We start from the raw sequence: 17,973 nt of genomic DNA, 5'->3' as shown, positions 1-17,973 counted from the left end.
CCGGACCATCTACGGTCACCGACTGAAAAGCCGCAATCTGAACTGAGGAGTTCACCATGAATTTGGGACACAAGATCAGGAATGCCGCAGAACGTCTTAGTGGGCGGACCGGTGCCGCTGGCGGCGCTGCGCGCCCTGCCCGTCCAAGGGCTACCGGAACGGGAACCGGCATGAGCCATGGTGCGGGAGCCCACCTGGGTGACAGGCTCCGCAACCTGCTCAGAAAGCACTGAGCCTGAGGCCAAAACGACCTCGAGCTAAGCCACACAGAGGGCGGCAACCGCAAGGTTGCCGCCCTCTGTGTGGTAAGACCTCTGTGCTTTGGACCCTCGGTGCTTCAAAGACTTACCGCCCGTTGGCCCGGTCGAGGGCTTCGTCGTGCTCGTTGTGGGCCTGGCGGAGCAGGTTCATGAACTCGGTTTCGTTGCGGATAAGCCGCTTGTACTTCTCCGGCAGCTTCTTGAGTTCGGACTCCTCGCGGACCATCTTGTTGAAGATCACCTCGCGCTCGGCGATGTCCGTTTCGTAGTTGAGGTCCACGTACTCGGTGGCGTGGCGCTTGGCGCCGGAGATCATGTTCTTGGCCTTGCCCTTCGGGCTCAGGACCGACCCCATGACGGTGACAAGAAGGACGCCGAGGATCACCGTCAGCGAGGTGCCGGTGCTGATTTCGACGACGTTCACGTGTTCGCCGTCGTTGATGAACGGCAGGTTGTTCTCGTGGAGTGCATGCAGGATGAGCTTGACGCCGATGAAGCCGAGGATGGCGGCGAGGCCGTACGAGAGATAGATGAGGCGGTCCAGCAATTCGTCGATGAGGAAGAACAGTTGGCGCAGGCCCAGGAGCGAGAAGACCGTGGCGGTGAAGACGATGTACACGTTTTGGGTCAGGCCGAAGATCGCCGGAATGGAATCGAGGGCGAACAGGATGTCGGTGCCGCCGATGGCCACCATCACCAGGAGCATCGGGGTGAGGACCTTCTTGCCGTCCACCATCGTGAAGAGCTTGTCGCCGTCGTAATGCTCGGTGGCTGGCAGGAACTTCCTCGCGAGACGGACCACGAGGCCTTCGCTGCTGTCATCGTGTCCGTTGGGCCGGAGCAGGTTGCCGGCGGTGATGAGCAGGATGAGGCCGAAAATGTAGAACACCCAGGCGAAGCTGTTGATGAGGGCGGCGCCGAGGAAGATGAACCCCGTGCGGGCGATCAGCGAGAACACGATGCCGAACAGCAGCACCTTCTGCTGGTCTTTGCGTGGCACCCTGAAGCTGGCCATGATGATGAGGAAGACGAACAGGTTGTCTACCGAGAGGGCTTTCTCGGTGACGTAGCCGGCGAAGTACTCCGTGCCCATCGTGGGCCCGCCGAAGATCCAGACGGCCACGCCGAACACGAGGGCGACGCCCACGTAAAGGGCGGACCAGACGGCGGATTCTTTGAGCTTGGGGGTGTGCGCTTTCCGGACGTGGAAGAAGAAGTCAAAGGCCAGCAGGCCCAGGATTCCGGCTACGGTCGCGATCCAGATCATGAGGGGGACTTCCATGCTGCGTGCCTCTTTCCAGGTGAACGAAGTCGCATGCAGTGAGAGGGCTCAGCCGGCTTGACGAACCCGCAACGCCGCATCGGTACTAGGGCTTACCCTACCGAAGGGCGTGCGGGTCCCGCACGAAGTCCCAGGGGAAAGCGTCAGGTGTACATCAGGGACCCCGGGGTGGTGAGCTTCTGCCCGGTCTCGAGCCAGGTTTTCAGGCCGGACAGGATCATTGGCCAGCCGCCGTACAGCTGCTCGTTGGCACCCTCGCGCAGCTGGTCGTGCGTGACTGTCAGGCGGCAGGAGTCTTCCACCTGTTCGATCTCCCACGTGACCCGTGAGGTGCCCTCGGCCTTGACGTCATCGCCCCACAGTGCGCGCATGGTCTGCACGAGCCGCCGTGGCGGGTCCACCTCAAGGTTCTCGCCCTCGCCAAGGGGAGAACCGCCGTCGGGAGCCATCTCAAACCGGGAGCCAGGCGTCCAGTCCGAGGTGACGTGCACGCCAAACTGGTACTTGCTGCGGATCTCGCTGTCCGTGATTGCTTCCCAGAGCCGTTCCGGCGTGGTCTTGATGTAGATCTCGAAAATTTTTTCCATGGGACTTTCCAATCTGGATTTGAGGTCGCTGAGGCCAGCGGCCCATGGTTCTGCGTATTTGCTCACCCAGCGGTCGTGGACGAGCCTGATGGGCACCGGATTAAGGAAGTGCAGTTTTTCCCGACCACGACGGCGGGTCACCACCAGGCCTGCCTCTTCCAGTATCTTGAGGTGCTTCATGACGCCGAAGCGGGTGATCTCGAAATGTGCTTCCAAGGCGCGAAGCGTTTGGCCGTCCTCACGGAACAGCTCGTCCAGCAGTTCTCTGCGGATGGGATCCGCCAGGGCCTTGAATACCGCGTCCACACACCAAGAATAGGTGACCATTCGGTCACGTGTCAACGCTTGCATCCCAGATTTGGAGGGGTTGATGGGGGAGAAGCCTGGGCGTAGAGTCCACGACGTCACGGGAGTGAGGAGGAGATCATGGGGCAACTGGTGGTTCAGGACTTCGTCAGCGCCGACGGTTTCGCCGCCGATGCGAATAACGAGTTCACCTTCTACGAATATCTGGACGGGGGTACCGCTGAATTCGACCGTAGCCAGCTGGAGTGGCTGGGGACCGTGGACACCATGGTCCTTGGGGCGAACACCTACAGGATGTTCGTCGAGTACTGGCCAACAGCGGCATCCAAAGATGAAATCATCGCGCCCTCCCTGAACGCTCTGCGCCGCATCGTGTTCTCCCGCCACCTCACAAAGGCACCGTGGGGAGACAAGGCGGAGGCGGAGATCGAATCCGGCGACGTGATTGAGGCGATCCAGCGGATCAAGAGCGGGACCGACGGCGACATAGTCGTCTGGGGCAGCCTTACCCTGGCAGGAACGTTCCTGGCCGCGGGTGTCGTGGACTCGGTGAGGCTGGTGGTCATGCCGATCGCCATCGGCGCAGGGCGGGGCGTGTTCCCTTCGGGGCAGGATCCCAACGTGCTGCGCCTTCAGAGCGCAACAACCTACGACCAGGGATTGGTCGAGCTGGTGTACGACGTGCGGGCGAAGAGTTGAGGATGCAATGGCTCAGGATTCGAAGGCGGCTGAGGGCAGGGTCGAGGTACCAGGCGGCCAGGTCTGGTACCGGATTGTAGGGAGCGGTCCCGGCCTTCCGCTGGTCACCGTCCACGGCGGTCCCGGCGGCACGCACGACTATCTGGAGCCTCTGGAAGAACTGGGTGACGACCGGCCGGTGGTGTTTTATGACCAGCTCGGAGCGGGAAAGTCCGACGCGCCGGACGACATCGAACTGTGGACAAATGACCGGCTGGTGGACGAACTGCAGCGCGTCCTGGATGCCATAGGGTTTGCGCGGGTTCACCTGCTTGGCCAGTCCTGGGGAACCATCCCCGCGGCGGAGTCTGCCCTGCGGGCACCCGGGCGGCTGTGCAGCCTGGTCCTCTCCGATCCGTTGCTCAGCGTGCCGCTTTTCGCTGCCGCCACTGCCGCTCTCCGGGCCGCCCTTCCTGCCGAGGTGCGTGAAACACTGGACCGCCACGAGGCGGCCGGCACTATGGACTCCGAGGAGTACCAGGAGGCGTCGATGGAGTTCATTAGGCGCTATGTTTGCCAGCTGGATCCGTGGCCCGAGCCCCTGATGCGCACCTTCCACCAGATGAACCAGGCCGTCTATGAACACATGCAGGGGCCCAGCGAGTTCACGATCACCGGGATCCACAGGAACTACGACATCACCGGACGCCTCGGAGAAGTCACTGTTCCCACGCTCTACATCTGCGGCCGCCACGGGGAGACCCGCCCGGAAGAGACTGCGCTGTATCACGGCATGACGCCGGGATCGGAGCTGGAGATCTTCGAGGAAAGCAGCCACGTGCCGCATCTGGAGGAACCCGAGCGCTACCTGCAGGTGCTTCGGGACTTCCTGCAGCGGGCGGAACAGCGGGCTTCCACTGATGACTCAGGTGTCAGCCCACTTGGATTTCCAAGGTAGGAGCCAGCGGCATGTCAGCTAGTGGGACCGGAGTCACTTCGCGAGCTTGAGCAGCTCACTGTCCGTCACGGCCTGGCGGGACAGTGTCTTGTAGCCCTCCTGCTCGAAGAGCACCGTGATCACGTCCTCCTCGTGCCGCATCACGATGCCTGGTCCCCATTCCTTGTGCACCACGGCGGCCTGCAGCGGGAAGGGTTCACCGCCGGCGGCAGCCGCCGCGCCGCCGTCGTAATCCTCCTCCTGGGCGGAGCCGTCGGTGCAGGTGTCGCAGTTGCCGCAGGGCTCGGGGAGGTCCTCGCCGAAGTAGCCCAGCAGGAACTGCCGGCGGCAGGCGTCCGTCTCGGCGTAACCGCGCATCATCTCGATGCGGGAACGGTCCACGCGCTGGCGTGCTTCGGCGAGTTCGACGGCGCGTTCCACCACCTTCGGCACCTTGGCGCTTGTTTCAAGCCGGATGCCGCGTTTGCCGATCTTGACCGAGCGGGTTTCCTGCAACTGGTTCAGCAGCCCGGTGAGCTTCCGTGGGGACATCCCCGTCTGCTCGACGAGGGCTTTCCGGGTGAGCGGAGCATCGGCGGCGCGCAGGGTGGTGAGGACGGTCAGCAGCGAGTCCTCGTCGGGCGTGTGCGTGCCGAAGAACCTGCGCAGGCCCAGGTCCTCCGGCCGGTAGTGGAGCACGGCGAGGGCCGGTTCGCCGTCGCGCCCGGAGCGGCCGATTTCCTGGTAGTAGCTGTCGAGGGACTCGGGAATGTCGGCGTGCAGGACGAAGCGGACGTTGGGCTTGTCGATGCCCATGCCGAACGCGGTGGTCGCCACCACGACGTCCAGTTCATCGTCGAGGAACCGCTCGTGGACGCTGTCCCGCTCGCTCTGCTTCCGCCCGGCGTGGTACGCCTCAGCCCGCAGTCCACGCTCGGTGAGCTCCGCCGCGTAGGTTTCGGTGTCCTTGCGGGTGGCCGCGTAGAGCAGGCCGGGACCCTTGAGCTCGGCCACCTGCTCCAGCACGGCGCGGCGCTTGTCCCGGTCCTCGAGGTGGCGAAGCACCTCCAGTCGGATGTTGGACCGGTCGAAGCCGTGCACGAGGACCAGCGGGTCCTCCATGCGCAGGCGGTGCTGGATCTCGTCACGGACCGGGGGAGACGCCGTGGCCGTGAGCCCGACGACCGGCGGGTTCCCCAGCTGCCCGCGGACCTCGCCGAGGCGCAGGTAGTCGGGCCGGAAGTCGTGGCCCCACGAGGAAACGCAGTGGGCCTCATCCACCACGAACAGCGAGACGTCCAGGGCCGCGAGCCGCTCCACTGTCTCGGACTTGGCCAGCTGCTCGGGGGCGAGGAAGAGGAACGTGGCGTCGCCCCGCTCGGCGGCCTCCCAGGCGTCGTCCACCTCGGAGTCCTTCCGGCCTGAGTTCACGGCGACTGCGGCTTCCCCGCCCATGTCCTCCAGCAGCCCGTCCAGTTGGTCCTCCTGCAAGGCAATCAGCGGGGAAACCACGACCGCGGGCCCGCGCCGTGCGCCGGCAGCCGGACGCTCGCCGTTGGGTGCGCTTGTGTCCCCGCCCTGCCGGGCAGTCTGTTGCAGGTGCAGCGCGGCAACCTGATAGATGGCCGACTTGCCGTAACCGGTGGGCATTACGGCAAGGACATCGCGTCCCTGAACCAGGGCACGCATTCCGGCGAGCTGGCCGTCCCGCAAACGGGACAGTCCAAAGGTGTCGGCGGCGAGCCGGCGAAGGGAGGCATCGGGATCCTTGCCGTTGCCAGCGGCGGGAACGGCGTCAGCGGCCGCTGTGTTGCTGGTGGCTGCGGGGACGAGGGCTTCGGTCATGGCGGCAGCTCCGTAAAGGGCGGTCCGATGGCCGGGTGTCTTCAGCCGTGCATTAACCCTACTCCCCAGTCAGCGCGTCAACGCGACCGGACGCCCCGCATTGAAGCCGGGAAGCGTGTGTGGGAGTGAAGCTTCCCGGCGGACGCGGCGGGCCTGGACCTGGGGACAATGGATTCACCGTGGCCACCGCGGCTCATGTCGCGGATGAGTCCGGTCCCGGCGATCTCCCGGATGGCGGAAATTCCCATAACAGCCGCCTGCTTGGTCGGGTACTTGACCGAGGTGGCCACGAGCTGCCCCGCCCCGTCCAAAAGCCTGACGCGGAAGCCGCCGTCCTCGGCATCGATGATTTCAAAGTAGCCGGCCATCAGAGATCCCCTCCATACTGCTGCATCTGCTTAGTGCTGCGTCTCTTCACTACTCGGGTCCTCGCGGTACCCGTGCTTTCATTCTGCGCCTTTTGAGGCAGGAAGGCTCTAACGCGTGGCGGTCCCGGTTGCGGGAGCATCGTTGTTGCCCCAATCCGCGAGTGCGAAAATAGCTGCCCCCATAGGAACCATGAAGGAGCCTGAAATGGCTGACGGAATTGGATTGATCAAGCGCTTTTGCGACGAAGTGATCGTGGGCGGTAATTTCTCTCTGATCGACGAACTGGTCCTGGATGACTATTTCGATCACCAGGAAGGCCTGCCCGGGCAGCCGGAGGGCAAGGAAGGCCTGAAGTTTTACGTCAGTACCGTCCGAATGGCCTTTCCGGACCTCACCGTCAAAGCCACCGAACCGTCGCTGACCGACGGGAACCTGGAATGCGCATACGTCACTCTGGCAGGCACCCACCAAGGGGACTTCGCGGGGATCCCGGCCACCGGCAGGACCGTCGAATTCTCGGAATCAACATCATCCGCCGTCAGGAGGGCAGGATCGCCGAACACTGGGGATCGACGGACATGCTGGGCCTGATGCAGCAGCTCGGAGCCGTGCCCCGGTAGCTGCGCCAGATACCCGTCTGAATCGCTTCCGCACCATGACGACGGCGGCTGCCGGCCGCCGTCGTCATGGCCGTTTTGTGCCCGCTGGAACCCCTGCTAAAGAATGCCGTGGTGACCTTAAGCGCACCTCGGTGGACACTGCTGTTTTGACTGCTTCGGCCCGTGTACTATCCCTTCAGGGGCGGAGACGCCGTAGCGTCAAACTGGGGGACATCAGCGCATAAGCAAGCCGTAAAAAGCCATGTGAATAGCCGTGAAACCAGCGTTGTGCAGTCAGCGCACCCCAGCGTTACCTGTAGCCTCCCCTTTCCGCAGAACCGACGGTCCGCCTGACCGGTTCCGGAACCACCACCCGCGTCAGCCACCGCACCCACCTCCTAAAATCCGCCATTAGGTGACCCCTGCCGTCACCACCCCCGAAAGGACGCCATGAGCCAGCCCGGCCAAACCCCGCCCCCACCACCGCCGGCCCCCGACTACACCACGTACGGTGCACCCGGGTTCCCGGGAGGGCAGCAGTACGGGAGCCGGCAGTACGGTACAGGCGAGTGGTACGGCGGCCAGCAGTTCGGGGCGGGCCAGTATAGGTATGGGACAGCTACGCAGAAGTCCTTCCTCGCGACCTGGCTGTTCTCCCTGTTCCTGGGTGGCCTGGGCGTGGACCGCTTTTACCTTGGCAAGATCGGCACGGGCATCGCCAAGCTGCTGACTTTGGGCGGCCTGGGCATCTGGTCGCTGGTGGACCTGGTGATCACCCTCACCGGCCGGCAGACGGACAAGGACCGCCAGCCGCTGGCAGGTTACGCACAGCACAAGAAGGTGGCCGTTATCGTCTCGGTTGTCCTTCTTGTGCTCAGCATGGTGATGAGCGTTCTGAGCGGGCTCGCTGCCGCCGTGGCCATCCAGCAGGCATCCACATCGCCGATCGTCTCCGCTGCGCCTGCCACTGAGCAGGGCGCGGCCGGTTCCTCTGCGGAACCGACAGCGTCCGGGGAAGCAGCGGCAGGGGAAGAGCGGCCCCGCCTGGAGGCACAGACGCTCACGGGCACCGGTGACGGCGTCAAGATGGTGGACCTGAAGGGCGTTCCGGCCGTAGTGACGTTTATCTGCAAAGCCTGCACCGGCAACGTCGTCCTGGAAACCAACGGCGCCGAGATGCTGCTGGTCAACACCACCGGCGCTTACGCGGGCTCGCACCTTGTGGACACCAGCGCGGGCGTTCCCACCACGGAGCTTGCGATCAGCGCCGATTCGGCTTGGACGCTGAAGATCGAGGACATCGACAGTGTCCCCGCCTCAAGGGACAAGGCGAGCGGCCGCGGGGACATGGTTCTCTACTGGGACGCGCCCAGCGACAGGGCAGCCATCACCAACAAGGGCGAAGGCAGTTTTGTGGTGCAGGGCTTCGGCAGCGAGATTCCGGAACTCGCCGTCAACAAGATCGGTGATTACAGCGGCACCGTGCAGCTGACCCCCGGCTTCGTGCAGGTCAACTCCGACGGCGACTGGACCATCACCGCGAAGTAGCATCAGCGGCGAAGGTTGCCAGGCTGGCCGCCGCAATCGAGGAACAGACCGCCCCGCCGGATTTTCCGGTGGGCGGTCTTCTTGCTTTTGTTGCGAGGCACATGTTAGCCGAGCGCTCAGCTTTCCAGGGCGCCGGCGAGGTCCCGCAGGGACGTGACTGCGTGGTCAGGCTCGGTGAAGTAGGCCGGGTAGGGCGCCCCGGTGCGGTTGACCCAGGCCGTGTTGAGTCCGGCCCGCGCGGCGCCGTGGATGTCCCAGGGATGGACCGCCACGAGGAGCATTTGCTCGGGGTCCGCGCCGCAGGCGGCCGCGGCGTAGTCGTAGGCTCCGCGGGCTGGCTTCCACGCCGGGGCCTCGTCGACGGAGAGCAGGCGGTCGAAACTGTCCCGGATCCCGGCGGCGGCGAAAAGGTTTTCGGCGACGTTGGTGGAGCCGTTGGTCAGCGTCACCAGCCGGTAGCCCGCAGCTTTCAGGGCGGACACTCCGTCCGGAACGTCGGGATGGACCTCCAGCCCGGCCATGCCCTGCATAATGTGGTCCACAGCGGCGTCCATCTCCATCTCCAGTTCCTGTCCGGCGAGCAGTCCGCGCAGGGCTTCCGCGCCGATCTCAGCGAAGGCGCTGTTGTCCCCGGCCGCTGTCAGGGCGAAGCCGTCGCGCAGCAGCGTGGCGAACCACAGCTTGGCAAGCGACGCCGGCGCCCCGGTCTCGGCGAAACGGTCCGCCAGAGGGGACATGTCAGACAGGGTCTCGTTGACGTCGAAGACGATGACGGACGGTTTGGTAGGCACCTGGGCTCCTTCTGTGCGGCGATTGGTCATGCCCAGTCTTACGTGCGCGGGACGAGAACGGTAGGCCTCACCTGCGTTGAGCGTCCAGTCTCCCGCGAAACGTAGCCGCCGTCGTACGTCCTGGCTGGATGCTCCTAGAGCGAGCCTTCCAGCGCGTACGGCTTGGGCAGCTTCAGGCCGCGCTCGTCCATGAGGGCGCGGAGGCGGGTGGGGTAGTCGGTGATGATGCCGTCCACGCCGAGGTCCATCAGACGGGCCATGTCCTCGGTGGTGTTCACGGTCCACGGGATGACGGGCAGGCCGAACTCGTGGGCTTCGGCGATCATCTGCGGGGTGACGGAGCGGAACGCGGGGGAGATGACGTCGTAGCCCTGGGCCTTGGCGGCTTTGGCGAGGGAGCCGTCATAGTCGTCGATGTCGATGCCGCCCAGGTTCGGGCTGGCGCCGGGCTGGCCCACCTGCATCCAGGCGTCGCCGCTGGAGAGGGCAACGAGGGGCAACTGAGGGGCGATCTTTTGGGTCAGGTTAAGGGTGGACCAGTCGAAAGACTGCAGGGTGGTGCGGCCGGACATGCCCGCCGTGTAGATCTCGGTGATGACGGCCTTAGTCAGTGCCACGGAGCCTTCGCCGCCAACCTGGCCGGTTTCCACCTTGGTCTCGACGTTGAAGCGGACCTTCTTGGCGTCGTAGTCGCGGACCAGCTCAAACACCTCCCTCAGCTCGGCAATGCGGTTGCCCTCGATCACGTCCTGCTCCGGGTAGCCGGCCAACTGCGTGTAGCCGCAGTTGAGGGTCTTGATCTGGGCCAGCGACAGCTCCGCCACGCGGTCGCCGACATACGGGAATTCGGCATCGGCAGGGGCGGCCGGGGCGGTATCCATGCACTTGGCGCCCTGGATGGTGTCGTCGTGCCAGACGATCACCTTGCCGTCCTCGGTCAGGTGCGTGTCCAGTTCCAGGGTGCTCACGCCCAGCTCCAGCGACTTCGCGAACGCCGCCAGGGATTCTTCCGTCCACTCGCCGCGGCCGCCGCGGTGCGACTGCAGGTCAAAGGAGCCGTTGCGCTCGTTCGTCTTGATCGCCGCGGGTGAAGCGGCAGCGTTCGACGACGACGCGTCGCCGGCTTCCGCCGTCGGGGCGGCGACGGCGGGACTTGCGAGAGCGGTGAGCAGGGCGGCGGCGGCCGCAGTGGTCAGGACTTTGCGCATTGTTGGGGTTCCTCCTGGATGACGGTGGCCGGCGCTGAGCCGCCGACCCGTTCACCCTAGGGAGGTGAGGTGGCGAAACGTGTGCCGGGAGTTGGCCCGGAGGTTAACAAGCCTGCTGCCCTAGGCGCGGGGCGAAGCTGGAACCTGATGCCGCGTCAGATGCTGTCGAGGGCGAATCCCTGCGGCGGAAAGTCATGGCTTGGCTGCTCGATCCGCCGCTGCGGATGCCGCACTGCCAGTCTCCAGCTGCTGGGCATGCCGTTGATGGAGGGCATGATGCTTCCCTCTGTGATGAAGTGTGCATCTGTTTCGTCGTGGAGCGGCGCCCACCATCCGCTGGCCGGGCAATGGTCGCCGGTCCGTGGGCTCTGTGGCCTTCCGCTTTCGCCGATCAGGGCGTGCTCGAGCTGGCTACGCTTCTTCATGTTTTTCCTTAAGGGCGCTTTCTATTGGCGAATATTCAATCGACTGCTCCATAAGGGCCGTTATAAGGGTCAAAAGGGCACTTACGGAGCAGTCAATGGCGGGGTGTTAGGCGGAAACGAGCTGGTGCCAGTCCGCTGCGAGCTCCAAACCGTGGGCCTGCGACACAGAAGCGTGCGTTACATGGCCTGCTGCGATGTTCAGGCCGGCCGCGAGGGCAGGGTCCTTCTCGAAGGCGGCCTTGACGCCGAGGTTGGCCAGTGCCACGCCGTAGCGGAGCGTGACGTTGGTCAGGGCGTAGGTGGAGGTGTTCGGGACGGCGCCGGGCATGTTGGCCACGCAGTAGAAGATGGTGTTGTGGACCTTGTAGGTGGGTTCCTGGTGCGTGGTGGGGCGGGTGTCTTCGAAGCAGCCGCCCTGGTCTACCGCGATGTCCACGAGCACGGAACCGGGCTTCATCCGGGCCACGAGTTCGTTGGTGACGAGTTTGGGCGCCTTGGCACCCGGGATCAGGACGGAACCGATGACGAGGTCGGCGTCGACCACTGACTTTTCGATCTCGTACTTGTTGGAGGCCACGGTCTTCAGGCGGCCCTGGTACTGGGCGTCGAGTTCGCGCAGGCGGTGGATGTTGATGTCCAGGATGGTCACGTCGGCGCCGAGGCCCAGGGCCATCGCGGCGGCGTTGGTGCCGGCCACGCCGGCGCCCAGGACCACGACCTTGGCCGGGCGGACGCCGGGGACCCCGCCCAGGAGCACGCCCTTGCCGCCGGCGGGGGCCATGAGGGAGGTGGCTCCGACCTGCACCGAGAGCCGGCCGGCTACCTCGGACATCGGGGCGAGCAGCGGAAGGGTGCGGCCTTCCTGGACCGTTTCGTAGGCGATGGCGGTGACGCCGGAGTTGATGAGCTCCCGTGTCAGTTCCGGTTCGGCGGCGAGGTGGAGGTAGGTGAAGAGGATCAGGCCCTTGCGGAAGCGGTGGTATTCGGCCTTGATGGGTTCCTTGACCTTCATGACCATGTCGGCACGGCCCCAGACGTCGTCGGCGTCGGCGACGATCTCGGCGCCGGCGATGGCGTACTCCTCGTCGGTGATGCCGGAGCCCAGGCCGGCGCCGCGCTCTACCAGGACCGTGTGGCCGTGCGTGCGGAACTCGTGGACGCCGGCGGCGGTGATGGCGACGCGGAATTCGTTGTTCTTGATTTCTTTGGGGACACCGATGATCATTTTTGGGCTCCAATCTAGGGACTCTTGTGTTCTTGGCCTTGCATGGTCAGCGGATGTGCAAAGCGGCAGCCGTGACGATGTGCAGCCCGGCGGGGAGGAAACGTCGTTGAATTACTCCGGCAACCTAGCTTTTACATTCGTATTGTTGACAATAGTACACTCGCCTTCTAGGTTTGTGTAACACAGATCACAGGACGAATCGGTTCCTGGTTAGTGCCCGCAAATCCGGGCGGAGGAGTACACATGACACTCGATATTTCACGGCGCAACGTCCTGCGGAGTGCGGGAGTGGCGGTATTGGGCGCCACTGTGGCGGGCTGGGCTGCAGGCTGTTCCAGCGTGGCTGCTGGGGGTCCCGCAACGGGTGCCTCCAGCAACCTGCTGGAGACCGCGAAGTCCCAGGGCTTCCTGCGGGTCGGCATCGCCAACGAGCCGCCCTACACTCAGGTCAGCGCCGACGGAAAGGTCACCGGCTGCGAACCCGATGTGTTGCGCGCCGTCTGCAAGCGTCTTGGCATCGATGACGTCCAGGGCATCATCACTCCCTATGAATCCATGATTCCTGGCCTCAATGCCAATCGCTGGGACGTCATTGCCGCCGGACTCTTCATGAAGGAATCCCGTTGCGGGCAGGTCCTCTACTCGGAGCCGGTTATTGTCTCCACGGAGTCCTACGCCACGCCAAAGGGAAACCCGAAAGGCATTACATCCGTGGCCAATGTCCTCGCCGACAAGTCCCTGAGGATCGCTGTTCTGCCCGGCGGCTTCGAGGAGGGCGTGCTCAAGGCGGCCAAGGTCCCTGCCTCCCAGCAGGTCAAAATCAACGACGGGCGCAGCGGCCTCGAGGCGCTCAAAGCGAACCGGGCGGACGCCTTCATGCTTCCGACTCTGTCGCTGCAGGCATTGGCGAAGGACGATGTGAGCTTCGACATCAGTGAGCCCCTGGAAGATGCCCCTCGCACCGGCTCCGGCGCCGCGTTCCGCAAGTCCGACACCGCCTTCCACGAGGCCTACAACAAGGAACTTGCAGCTTTCAAGAAGACCCCGGAGTTCGCCGAGATCCTCACGAAGTGGGGCTTCGACCCGTCGGTAGTGGAGGGCGTCACCGCCGAGGAGCTATGCAAGACCGCGGGCTGATCCTGTTGGGGCGAAGGGGGCGTACCTGATGTCTGCAGTAATCGATTATGCGCCTCTGCTCTGGCAGGGACTGCTCACCACCATGCTGGTCACGGTGCTCAGCGGGGCTCTTTGCGTAGTGGTCGCCTTCGCCGCAGGGCTGGCGCGTCTGTCCCGGCACAGGTTCCTGAGCTGGCCGGCCGGCATTTTCATCGAGGTGTTCAGGGGTACGTCACTGCTGGTGCAGATGTTCTGGCTGTTCTTCGCGCTGCCGTTCTTCGGAATTCAGCTGCACCCGCTGACGGCGGCCGTACTGGCGCTCGGCCTGAACGAGGGCGCCTACGCTGCCGAGGTGGTGCGCGGCGCCATTGCCAGCCGCGCCAAGGGGCAGACCGAGGCCTGCATCGCCCTCGGAATGGAGCCGGCGCTCAGGTTGCGCAGGATTATCATCCCGCAGTCGATTCCCGCCATGCTGCCGCCCTTTGGCAACGTCATGGTTGACCTGCTTAAAAACACCTCCCTGGTTTCCCTGGTCACCGTTGCAGATCTGACCTTCAGCGCCCAGATGATCCGCAGCACAACAGGGCAGACCACCGCGATATTCGTCACCATTCTTCTGATGTACTTCGCACTGTCGTACCTCCTGACGCTGCTGACCGGATGGCTGGAGCGGCGGTTCGCGCTGGACCGGAATGCCGTGACTGCCCAGCGTAAGGAAAGCCGTCTCATGAAGGTTGGTGCGGCATGATCTGGGACAACAATTTCGCCATTTCAGTCTTTCCGCTGCTCTTGGAAGGACTCGGCGTCACCGTACACATCACGCTGCTGGGCACACTGCTTGCCGCGGTCCTCGGTTTGTTCTTCGCCGTCCTTCGACGGCTTGCCATTCCGGTCCTCTCGTCTGTGGTTTCCTTCTTCGTCGTTTTTGTGCGCGGGACACCGTTGCTGGTTCAGGCCTATTGCGCCTTTTTCGTACTGCCGGCCTACGGTGTCAGCTTTGACGCTTTGACTACCGGTGTTGTGGTCATTGGCATCAATTACAGCGCCTACATGGCCGAGGTTTACCGCAGCGGAATCCAGGGTGTTCCAAAGGGCCAGTGGGAGGCGGCAACGGCGCTCAGCCTCCCGGGTGCCCGTACCTGGGGAAGGGTCATCCTTCCGCAGGCGATCCGCAGCGTGGTGCCCATGCTCGGCAACTACCTCATCCAGATGTTCAAGGATTCGGCGGTCCTGTCCGCCATCACCGTCGTGGAGCTTATGGCTACGGCCCAGGCCATCGGAAGCTCAAACTTCCGTTACCTTGAACCGCTCACCATGGCCGCCCTGCTGTTCCTGGCAGTCAGCTACCCGGCCTCCCGGCTCGTCAACAGATTGGAGAGGCGCTATGCGCCCCAGCACTGAACCCCAACCCCTGAGTGTGGGCACTGCCCTGGCTCCGGACCCGCTGATCCGCTTTGAGAATGTCAGTAAGAACTGGGGATCGAACCACGTCCTCAAGTCGCTCAACTTTGAGGTTGCGCCCGGGGAGAAGGTCTCCATCATTGGGCCTTCCGGCTCGGGAAAAACCACAATCCTCCGAATCCTCATGACACTGGAAACACCCAGTGAGGGATTGGTGACCGTGGGCGGCGACACCTTGTGGGATGTCACGAGGGGGCAGAAGGTCCGCGAAACGAAGCAGCTGCGCGAGACCCGCCGGAAAATTGGGATGGTGTTCCAGCAGTTCAATCTTTTCCCACACATGTCCGCCATGGAGAACGTCATTGAGGCTCCCATCCATGTGCTGGGCATGAACAAGGCGGAAGCGCGGGAGCGGGCCGCCGACCTGCTTAACCTGGTGGGGTTGGGAAAGCACATGGACCACACCCCGCCCCAGATGTCCGGCGGACAGCAGCAGCGCGTGGCCATTGCCCGGGCGATGGCCATGCGACCCAAAGTGCTGCTGTTCGATGAGCCCACTTCGGCACTGGACCCGGAACTGATCGGCGAGGTCCTGAACGTGATCCGGAACCTGGCCCGCAGCACGGACATGACCATGCTGATGGTGACGCACGAAATGCGGTTCGCCGAGGAGATCTCAGACCGGGTGGTGATGTTCGATAACGGCGCCGCCGTGGAAAGCGGACCGCCTGCCCAGATCTTCAAGAACCCGCAGCAGGAACGGACCCGGACCTTCCTCCGGGCCGTCCTGCAGCACTGAGGCGGCGGTCGTCCGCGGCTATAGTTCCACGAGCAATTGAGAACTCCACGGGCGCTTGCCTGGGAAGCTGGCCTTAAGAGGCAGCTTCCGGGGCAAGCGCCCTGGTGCTTCCGGCGGTGACGCCTAAGCATTGCCCCTAACCGTTGGCCGTGATGGTTCCCGCCCCTGCCGGGCAGGGGATTTAGGCGTTGCGGAAGGAGGCTACCAGCGATATTTCAACCGGTGCACCGCCGGGCAGGCTGGAAACCCCGACGGCGGCACGCACCGGCCGGCCCTGGTCCCCGAAGTACGAAACCAGCACGTCAGACGCGCCGTCCATTACCAGCGGATGGTCCGTGAAGTCGCTGCCGGCGCAGACGTAGCCCGTCATGGAGACAATCTCATCGATGTTGCCCAGCCCACCGGCATGCGCAGCCAGAGACGCCAGGCAGTTCAGCACAGCGGTTGCCGCAGCTGACCGCCCTTCCTCGACTGACAGGTCCTGGCCCACACGGCCGCGGTGTTCCAAAATTCCCTGTACCGCAGAGGTATGTCCGGACGTGTAAAGGAGGCCGGCTGCTTCACGGACGGGCACGTAGTTGCCGGCAGGCTGGGGGGTGGGCGGAAGCGGCGGGGTCCTGTTCTCGTTTCTATACATAACGACCCATTGTAGACAATCCAACAAATGTGAGAAAGTGACGTATGGCACTTTTACCTGAACCCGCTGTGGCACCTCTCGTGGACCCGCAGGGCCCCCACCCCTGGCAGGACATCGGCGTTGTCTGCCCTTTTGACATGGCCTTGGATCACGAGCTCTGGCGCTGGATGCCAGACCGCGTGAACCTTGTGTTTACCCGCACCCCTTATTACGACCAGCCCGTAGGCCTGGACATGGCCGAGGAGATCAGTGACCACCGTGAAATCCAGGACGCCGTCCGCAGCGTGGTGGCTATCCGCCCCGCTGTAGTGGCATACGCCTGCACGTCGGGCAGCTTTGTCCACGGCGTAGAGGGTGCCCGGGACCTTTCAGCGGCCATGGTTTCTGCGGGGGCACCCGCAGCCGTGACCACCTCGGAGGGCCTGCTGATGGCGCTGGACGCACTCGGTGTCACCCGGGTGGCGGTGGCAACTCCATACCTCGCCGAGCTCACTGACCGGCTGGCTACGTTTCTGGAGCAGGGCGGGAAGTCTGTGGTCTCGCATGAGGGGATGGGGCTGGACCGGGAGATCTGGAAGGTCCCCTATGCCGCCACGTGTGAGCTGATCCGCGGGGCCGACCGGCCGGATGCGGAGGCTGTCTTCGTCAGCTGCACCAATCTGCCCACCTATGACCTCATTGCCTACATGGAACGGGAACTGGGGAAGCCCGTGATCACGGCCAACCAGGTTACTGCCTGGAGCGCGCTGCGGCTGATGGGCCGCGAGGCCGTAGGCCCGGAGCAACTCTTGCTCCAGGCCGCAGTCAGGTAGCCCGACCCATGTGAATCACAACCAGACAAAGAAAGACCTCCCGGGCGGCGGATGCCGCCGCCCAGGAGGTCTTTTAGTTTGCTGTGTTGCCAGTCCCGGGCCCGTCTTCTGATCGGGCGCGGATTTCTAATCAGGCGCGGAACAGCGCGCCCAGCTGGTCCGAGTGCACCGTCCTGCCGGCGAGCTGCAGCCCGTACCACGCGGTTACCTGATTCGCGGTCAATACAGTCTTTCCGAGTACCGATTCCAGTTCGTTGATCCAACGCACGGTATGCAGGGCCGTGTCCGGAATCAGGACGGCCTGGGCCTCCGGAGCATTGGCGCTGCGCGCCAGCTCAATCACGCTGTCGTGGTCCAGTTCGCCGGCATCCTCTCCCGAGGCGATGTCGTGGGAGGCCATATCAAGGACCTCGATGTCCTGGTGGCCAAGCAGTTCCACAAAGTGGCGGGAGACCTCGTCGGGGTAGGTTGCCGAAATGGAAACCTTCGAAATCCCCAGGTGACGCAGCGCGGCTGCGAAGGCCAGTGAGGTGGAGGACGTGGGAACATTGATGGCTTCCTGTATTTCCTTTGCCTGCTGATGGGCGCCCTCCCAGCCGAATACGAAACTGCCTGAGGTGCAGGCCCACATGACCGCGTCCGGATTGAACGTGCGGGCAATCTCGCTGGCACCGGTGAGCAGCCGCTCCGGCTTGCCCAGGTCCAGCAGCGCCTCCACCTCGTGTGTGGTGATCTCGTCGGGACCTCCGACGGAGGTATGAACCACTGGGAGGTGGATGTCGTCTCCCAGCACTGATTCCAGGTAGGGATATTCATCCTCGGCGCTGTGGCCGGGATAAAGCATTCCGACAGTTGTCATCTTCGCTCCTGAGCGTCGGGCCGTTTGTACGGCATAGGGGTTTCCAGTGCTACACAAATAGCATACAGTTGGATTGTCGACAATCGAAGTCTTTGCGACCGCAACCTTTCGCTTAGCGCAGTCGCATCAAGCAAACGGAGCTTCTCCGCCGCGACAGCATCTCGCGAGTTGAGCAATGCTCTCTCTTTGTCGACGGTAGAATGCTTATTGTCAACCATTAGACGCGGACTGTCTGTAGACAGCTATAACTCGATCAGCGGCCAGGAGCGGAGCCTGGGAGCAAGGACGG

The 17,973-nt window shown here is 63.9% G+C and carries 19 protein-coding genes; 9 read left to right on the top strand and 10 right to left on the bottom strand.

Annotated features, from left to right (window positions below; all coding sequences use genetic code 11):
• Positions 1 to 345: 345 nt before the first annotated feature.
• A complete protein-coding gene (locus M1E01_RS15200; protein ID WP_457972393.1) occupies positions 346 to 1,542 on the bottom strand; it encodes a TerC family protein in 1,197 nt (398 codons plus the stop codon).
• Between the two features lie 143 nt (positions 1,543 to 1,685).
• Positions 1,686 to 2,435, bottom strand: a complete 750-nt coding sequence (locus M1E01_RS15195) for an ArsR/SmtB family transcription factor (RefSeq protein ID WP_457972392.1) — start codon at positions 2,433 to 2,435, stop codon at positions 1,686 to 1,688.
• 120 nt (positions 2,436 to 2,555) lie between these two features.
• On the opposite strand from M1E01_RS15195, the gene M1E01_RS15190 reads away from it, so the two are divergent.
• Positions 2,556 to 3,134, top strand: coding sequence for a dihydrofolate reductase family protein (locus M1E01_RS15190; protein ID WP_457972391.1), 579 nt, complete (start codon positions 2,556 to 2,558; stop codon positions 3,132 to 3,134).
• 7 nt (positions 3,135 to 3,141) lie between these two features.
• Positions 3,142 to 4,071 carry a proline iminopeptidase-family hydrolase gene (locus tag M1E01_RS15185; protein WP_457972390.1) on the top strand — a complete coding sequence of 310 codons (930 nt, stop codon included), beginning with the start codon at positions 3,142 to 3,144 and terminating at the stop codon, positions 4,069 to 4,071.
• A 33-nt stretch (positions 4,072 to 4,104) separates the two neighbouring features.
• Here the strand turns inward: M1E01_RS15185 and M1E01_RS15180 are convergent, their stop codons facing one another.
• On the bottom strand, positions 4,105 to 5,895 hold the full coding sequence (locus tag M1E01_RS15180) for a RecQ family ATP-dependent DNA helicase (RefSeq protein ID WP_457972389.1): 1,791 nt from the start codon (positions 5,893 to 5,895) through the stop codon (positions 4,105 to 4,107).
• Positions 5,896 to 5,972: 77 nt separating this feature from the next.
• Positions 5,973 to 6,263 (bottom strand): YegP family protein, encoded by a 291-nt coding sequence (locus tag M1E01_RS15175; RefSeq protein ID WP_457972388.1) that lies wholly within the window; start codon positions 6,261 to 6,263, stop codon positions 5,973 to 5,975.
• Between the two features lie 205 nt (positions 6,264 to 6,468).
• Here M1E01_RS15175 and M1E01_RS15170 point away from each other — a divergent pair, with 205 nt between their 5' ends.
• A complete protein-coding gene (locus M1E01_RS15170; protein WP_457972387.1) occupies positions 6,469 to 6,855 on the top strand; it encodes an ester cyclase in 387 nt (128 codons plus the stop codon).
• A gap of 458 nt (positions 6,856 to 7,313) precedes the next feature.
• On the top strand, positions 7,314 to 8,411 hold the full coding sequence (locus M1E01_RS15165; RefSeq protein WP_457972386.1) for a TM2 domain-containing protein: 1,098 nt from the start codon (positions 7,314 to 7,316) through the stop codon (positions 8,409 to 8,411).
• A gap of 116 nt (positions 8,412 to 8,527) precedes the next feature.
• On the opposite strand, the gene M1E01_RS15160 is transcribed toward M1E01_RS15165, so the two are convergent.
• From M1E01_RS15160 to ald, 4 genes are all read right to left on the bottom strand, one after another.
• Entirely contained in the window at positions 8,528 to 9,202 is a 675-nt protein-coding gene (locus M1E01_RS15160) for a haloacid dehalogenase type II (RefSeq protein ID WP_457972385.1), read from the bottom strand.
• A gap of 134 nt (positions 9,203 to 9,336) precedes the next feature.
• Complete coding sequence (locus M1E01_RS15155) at positions 9,337 to 10,410, bottom strand: glycerophosphodiester phosphodiesterase family protein (RefSeq protein ID WP_457972384.1); 1,074 nt, start codon at positions 10,408 to 10,410, stop codon at positions 9,337 to 9,339.
• A 155-nt stretch (positions 10,411 to 10,565) separates the two neighbouring features.
• Positions 10,566 to 10,835, bottom strand: a complete 270-nt coding sequence (locus M1E01_RS15150; RefSeq protein WP_457972383.1) for a hypothetical protein — start codon at positions 10,833 to 10,835, stop codon at positions 10,566 to 10,568.
• Between the two features lie 106 nt (positions 10,836 to 10,941).
• Positions 10,942 to 12,060 carry an alanine dehydrogenase gene (ald, locus tag M1E01_RS15145; RefSeq protein ID WP_457972382.1) on the bottom strand — a complete coding sequence of 373 codons (1,119 nt, stop codon included), beginning with the start codon at positions 12,058 to 12,060 and terminating at the stop codon, positions 10,942 to 10,944.
• Positions 12,061 to 12,303: 243 nt separating this feature from the next.
• Between ald and ehuB the strand changes: the two genes are divergently transcribed.
• From ehuB to ehuA, 4 genes are read left to right on the top strand one after another with little or no spacing between them, the layout of a single operon-like run.
• A complete protein-coding gene (gene ehuB / locus M1E01_RS15140; RefSeq protein WP_457972381.1) occupies positions 12,304 to 13,197 on the top strand; it encodes an ectoine/hydroxyectoine ABC transporter substrate-binding protein EhuB in 894 nt (297 codons plus the stop codon).
• 28 nt (positions 13,198 to 13,225) lie between these two features.
• On the top strand, positions 13,226 to 13,924 hold the full coding sequence (ehuC, locus tag M1E01_RS15135) for an ectoine/hydroxyectoine ABC transporter permease subunit EhuC (protein WP_457972380.1): 699 nt from the start codon (positions 13,226 to 13,228) through the stop codon (positions 13,922 to 13,924).
• Complete coding sequence (gene ehuD / locus M1E01_RS15130) at positions 13,921 to 14,577, top strand: ectoine/hydroxyectoine ABC transporter permease subunit EhuD (RefSeq protein WP_457972379.1); 657 nt, start codon at positions 13,921 to 13,923, stop codon at positions 14,575 to 14,577. Before ehuC ends, ehuD begins: the two co-directional genes overlap by 4 nt.
• Positions 14,561 to 15,376, top strand: a complete 816-nt coding sequence (gene ehuA / locus M1E01_RS15125) for an ectoine/hydroxyectoine ABC transporter ATP-binding protein EhuA (protein WP_457972378.1) — start codon at positions 14,561 to 14,563, stop codon at positions 15,374 to 15,376. Before ehuD ends, ehuA begins: the two co-directional genes overlap by 17 nt.
• A gap of 181 nt (positions 15,377 to 15,557) precedes the next feature.
• Here ehuA and M1E01_RS15120 read toward each other — a convergent pair whose 3' ends face one another.
• A complete protein-coding gene (locus M1E01_RS15120) occupies positions 15,558 to 16,013 on the bottom strand; it encodes a RidA family protein (RefSeq protein ID WP_457972377.1) in 456 nt (151 codons plus the stop codon).
• A gap of 44 nt (positions 16,014 to 16,057) precedes the next feature.
• Here M1E01_RS15120 and M1E01_RS15115 point away from each other — a divergent pair, with 44 nt between their 5' ends.
• Positions 16,058 to 16,825, top strand: coding sequence for a maleate cis-trans isomerase family protein (locus M1E01_RS15115; protein ID WP_457972376.1), 768 nt, complete (start codon positions 16,058 to 16,060; stop codon positions 16,823 to 16,825).
• Positions 16,826 to 16,955: 130 nt separating this feature from the next.
• On the opposite strand, the gene M1E01_RS15110 is transcribed toward M1E01_RS15115, so the two are convergent.
• Positions 16,956 to 17,684 (bottom strand): maleate cis-trans isomerase family protein, encoded by a 729-nt coding sequence (locus M1E01_RS15110; protein WP_457972375.1) that lies wholly within the window; start codon positions 17,682 to 17,684, stop codon positions 16,956 to 16,958.
• Positions 17,685 to 17,973 lie beyond the last annotated feature (289 nt).

This window comes from Arthrobacter sp. D1-17 (assembly GCF_054130535.1).
The sequence above is the reverse complement of the archived record's forward strand: the minus strand, read 5'-3'. Positions and strand labels throughout refer to the sequence as shown.

Excerpts from the sequence above, each read along its gene's own strand:
- M1E01_RS15200 (WP_457972393.1), bottom strand. The coding sequence starts at position 1,542 with ATGGAAGTCCCCCTCATGATCTGGATCGCGACCGTAGCCGGAATCCTG.
- M1E01_RS15190 (WP_457972391.1), top strand. The coding sequence starts at position 2,556 with ATGGGGCAACTGGTGGTTCAGGACTTCGTCAGCGCCGACGGTTTCGCC.
- M1E01_RS15185 (WP_457972390.1), top strand. The coding sequence starts at position 3,142 with ATGGCTCAGGATTCGAAGGCGGCTGAGGGCAGGGTCGAGGTACCAGGC.
- M1E01_RS15180 (WP_457972389.1), bottom strand. The coding sequence starts at position 5,895 with ATGACCGAAGCCCTCGTCCCCGCAGCCACCAGCAACACAGCGGCCGCT.
- M1E01_RS15175 (WP_457972388.1), bottom strand. The coding sequence starts at position 6,263 with ATGGCCGGCTACTTTGAAATCATCGATGCCGAGGACGGCGGCTTCCGC.
- M1E01_RS15170 (WP_457972387.1), top strand. The coding sequence starts at position 6,469 with ATGGCTGACGGAATTGGATTGATCAAGCGCTTTTGCGACGAAGTGATC.
- M1E01_RS15165 (WP_457972386.1), top strand. The coding sequence starts at position 7,314 with ATGAGCCAGCCCGGCCAAACCCCGCCCCCACCACCGCCGGCCCCCGAC.
- M1E01_RS15155 (WP_457972384.1), bottom strand. The coding sequence starts at position 10,410 with ATGCGCAAAGTCCTGACCACTGCGGCCGCCGCCGCCCTGCTCACCGCT.
- M1E01_RS15150 (WP_457972383.1), bottom strand. The coding sequence starts at position 10,835 with ATGAAGAAGCGTAGCCAGCTCGAGCACGCCCTGATCGGCGAAAGCGGA.
- ald (WP_457972382.1), bottom strand. The coding sequence starts at position 12,060 with ATGATCATCGGTGTCCCCAAAGAAATCAAGAACAACGAATTCCGCGTC.
- ehuB (WP_457972381.1), top strand. The coding sequence starts at position 12,304 with ATGACACTCGATATTTCACGGCGCAACGTCCTGCGGAGTGCGGGAGTG.
- ehuC (WP_457972380.1), top strand. The coding sequence starts at position 13,226 with ATGTCTGCAGTAATCGATTATGCGCCTCTGCTCTGGCAGGGACTGCTC.
- ehuD (WP_457972379.1), top strand. The coding sequence starts at position 13,921 with ATGATCTGGGACAACAATTTCGCCATTTCAGTCTTTCCGCTGCTCTTG.
- ehuA (WP_457972378.1), top strand. The coding sequence starts at position 14,561 with ATGCGCCCCAGCACTGAACCCCAACCCCTGAGTGTGGGCACTGCCCTG.
- M1E01_RS15120 (WP_457972377.1), bottom strand. The coding sequence starts at position 16,013 with ATGTATAGAAACGAGAACAGGACCCCGCCGCTTCCGCCCACCCCCCAG.
- M1E01_RS15115 (WP_457972376.1), top strand. The coding sequence starts at position 16,058 with ATGGCACTTTTACCTGAACCCGCTGTGGCACCTCTCGTGGACCCGCAG.
- M1E01_RS15110 (WP_457972375.1), bottom strand. The coding sequence starts at position 17,684 with ATGACAACTGTCGGAATGCTTTATCCCGGCCACAGCGCCGAGGATGAA.